The 3,070-nt window shown below is 71.7% G+C and carries 2 protein-coding genes and 1 pseudogene; 2 read left to right on the top strand and 1 reads right to left on the bottom strand.

Annotated features, from left to right (window positions below):
* Positions 1 to 899 precede the first annotated feature (899 nt).
* Positions 900 to 1,589 (top strand): glycoside hydrolase family 11 protein, encoded by a 690-nt coding sequence (locus ACFWR9_RS23020; RefSeq protein ID WP_383845172.1) that lies wholly within the window; start codon positions 900 to 902, stop codon positions 1,587 to 1,589.
* Positions 1,590 to 1,645: 56 nt separating this feature from the next.
* Entirely contained in the window at positions 1,646 to 2,557 is a 912-nt protein-coding gene (locus tag ACFWR9_RS23025) for an aminoglycoside phosphotransferase family protein (RefSeq protein WP_383845174.1), read from the top strand.
* On the opposite strand, the pseudogene ACFWR9_RS23030 reads toward ACFWR9_RS23025, so the two are convergent.
* Positions 2,554 to 2,951 (bottom strand): annotated as a pseudogene (locus ACFWR9_RS23030) (hypothetical protein); the annotation flags it as partial. The gene ACFWR9_RS23025 and the pseudogene ACFWR9_RS23030 sit on opposite strands and share 4 nt — an antisense overlap.
* Positions 2,952 to 3,070: the final 119 nt, after the last annotated feature.

A 3,070-nucleotide genomic window follows, 5' to 3' on the forward strand; every position in this document is an offset into this window, starting at 1 on the left:
CCCGCGCGACGTTGCTGGCCGTGAGCCAATCCCCCCCCCCCCGCCGACGCCGCGGAGTCCGGCGGGTCCCGCTCACCCCCCCCGCCCCCCCCCCCCATCCGCCCCCCCCCCCCCAGCGCTGGGGTCGGTTTGGGTCGACCCGGCCCCGCCGCCCTGAGTGACGACGGCGGCGGCGAGCCCCAGTGCGGTCTCCGCCGCGCCGGTCGCGGTGGCCGCCCCGGCGGCGTGGCGCCTGCCCGCGCGCCCCGCCCCGGCACGCGTCCGGCTCCGGTGGCCGGTGCTCTCGTCGCCGGGTTCGGGGTCATCCTGCGGCGCCCACCGCTGGCCCGGGCGACCCTCACCTCGGTCGTCTCCTGCCTCGCCCAGGGCATGCTCGCGGCCTGCGTCCCACTGCTGGGCGCACAGGCCCTCGGAGCCGCCGGGCGCGGCACGTTGCTGTTCGCCTGCGCAGCGGCCTCGGCCCTGGCGGCCAACGCCGTACTCGCGCGATTCCCGGGGCCGCCACGCCGGACACGGTCGTCCGGGCCGGCGCGCTGGTGCAGGCGCCACGCCACCGGGAGGCCCCCGAGCACCTGCGCGGCCAGATCTTCACGACGGGGGCCGGCCTCAAGCGCACCACGTTCGCCCAGAGCGTGGCCGCCGGCGCGGCCCTGATCGGCCCACTTCAGCGTCGAAATTTTCGGAGCCAAGCGTCCACATTGCGATCATCAAGAGGCCAGGAATCCTCAGCACCTCATGAGCAATAGCACATTCACTGCCTCCACCTCGGAGAACATGGAAGCGGACACAATCCGAGCGTCAGGAACTTTTCGCAACTAGCTCCGAAACTATTGACAGCGCACGGTCACAATCCAACACTGGCGGCACCGACAGACCCCCCACCCACAGTCGGAGGACGCATGCGCGACAACAAAGACTTCGCCCGCCCGATCGACCGCAGAAGCTTCCTCGGCGGTGCCGGTGCCGTGGCCCTGGCGAGCACGTCCGGGCTGCTGCTGCCGGGCACCGCACACGCGGACACCACCATCAGGACGAACCAGACCGGCACGAACAACGGCTTCTACTACTCGTTCTGGACCGACGGCGGCGGCTCGGTGTCCATGACGCTGAGTTCCGGCGGCAGCTACCGGACCTCGTGGACCAACTGCGGCAATTTCGTCTGCGGCAAGGGCTGGAGCAACGGCGGACGCAGAACGGTGCGGTACTCGGGCAGCTTCAACCCGTCCGGCAACGGCTATCTGACCCTCTACGGGTGGACCTCGAACCCGCTCGTCGAGTACTACATCGTCGACAACTGGGGCACCTACCGGCCCACGGGCACATACAAGGGCACGGTGAACAGCGACGGCGGCACGTACGACATCTACCGGACGACCCGGTACAACGCCCCCTCCGTCGAAGGCACCCGCACCTTCGATCAGTACTGGAGCGTGCGGCAGTCGAAGCGGACCGGAGGGACCGTCACCACGGGCAACCACTTCGACGCGTGGGCGCGGGCCGGGATGCCGCTCGGCAGCTTCAGCTACTACATGATCATGGCCACCGAGGGCTATCAGAGCAGCGGCAACTCCAGTATCTCGGTGAGCTGACCGTCCGCCCGGAAAGCGTTTGACGGCCGTCCGTGCCGAAGGGTCGGATGAGGTCCATGAGTTCAGGGCAGATGCATCCGGACGCGTACCCCCTCGACGAGCGTCTGGTGCGGCGGCTGGTCGACGGGCGGTTCCCGCGCTGGGCGGGGCTGCCCGTCGAGCGCTTCGCGTCCGGTGGCACGGTCAACGCGATGTACCGGCTGGGTGACGACATGGTCGTCCGACTGCCGCTCATCAAGGGCGGCGTGTCGGACGTGACGGCCGAGCGGCACTGGCTGCCCAGGCTGGCGCCCCTGCTCCCCACCGCATTGCCCGAGGTCCTCGGGGCCGGTGAGCCCGCCGCGGGTTACCCGTGGCCCTGGTCGGTGTACCGGTGGCTGCCCGGGGAGATCCCCGAGGCAGGGGCACTCACCGATCCCGTGGCGCTGGCGAGGGATCTCGCCGGATTCGTGGCAGCGATGCGGGCCGTCGCCCTGCCCGACGCTCCCGTGGCCCACCGCGGCGGCCCGCTCACCACGCAGGACGCGGAGACGCGGGCCGCCCTCGAAGAACTGCGCGGCCTGCCCGAGGAGGACGTCGACTGCGACGCGCTGGCCGCCGTGTGGCAGGACGCGCTGCGGGCCCCGGCCTGGGACGGGCCGCCGGTCTGGCTGCACGCCGACCTGATGCCGGGCAACCTGCTGGTCGAGGACGGCAGGCTCACCGCGGTCATCGACTTCGGGTGCGCGGGAGTGGGCGACCCGGCCTGCGACCTCTTCCCGGCGTGGAACCTGCTGCCCGCAGGCGCGCGGGAGGTCTTCCGGGAGACACTCGGCGTCGACGACGCGACCTGGCGGCGCGGCCGGGGGCGTACCCTCTCCCAGGCCCTGATCGCACTGCCGTACTACCGGAAGACCAACCCGGCGATGGCGGGCAACGCCCGCCACGTGATCCGCGCTGTACTGACGGAGCGGGAGCAGGTCCGCTAGGGCGCGATCCCCACACCGTCGATCCTGCTCCACGCCCGCTCCTGCGCGGCGGTCATGGCCGGCCAGTGGAGTCCGCCGGGCCGGGGCCGCACCCGGGAGGCGTACGGCGACGGGTGGAAGCCGGGATCGTAGAAGCAGCCCTCGCGGTGGCGAACTTCAGATGCGACTCCAGGGTGCGCTCGGGGATACGGGTGACGGCGAGGATGTCGTCGAGGTTGCGCTGCTGGAGGGCGGTCCGGTCGGCCGGGTCGGACTCGTAGCCGGTGCACTCCTGGAGGCGGGCGGCGAGCCCGGCGTTCGTCATCGTGGAGCCGGGGCGCAGGCCCTGCCACAGCGGGTACTGCGGCTCGGTGGGGCGCGGGTGGTTGTGGCAGTAGTACTGTTGAAGTGCTCTCCCGGCCGAAGCCGGGAGATTCCTGCTTACCTCGCGGCAGCGGGCTTGACGCGCTTCGCGCGCCTGACGACTGCCCTCCCGGCAGCCGGGATGAGCGCGAGGCCCGTCCGGTACAGGTG

Origin of the sequence: Streptomyces sp. NPDC058534 (assembly GCF_042717365.1) — a bacterium.
In the GTDB taxonomy this organism is placed as follows: Bacteria; Actinomycetota; Actinomycetes; order Streptomycetales; family Streptomycetaceae; genus Streptomyces.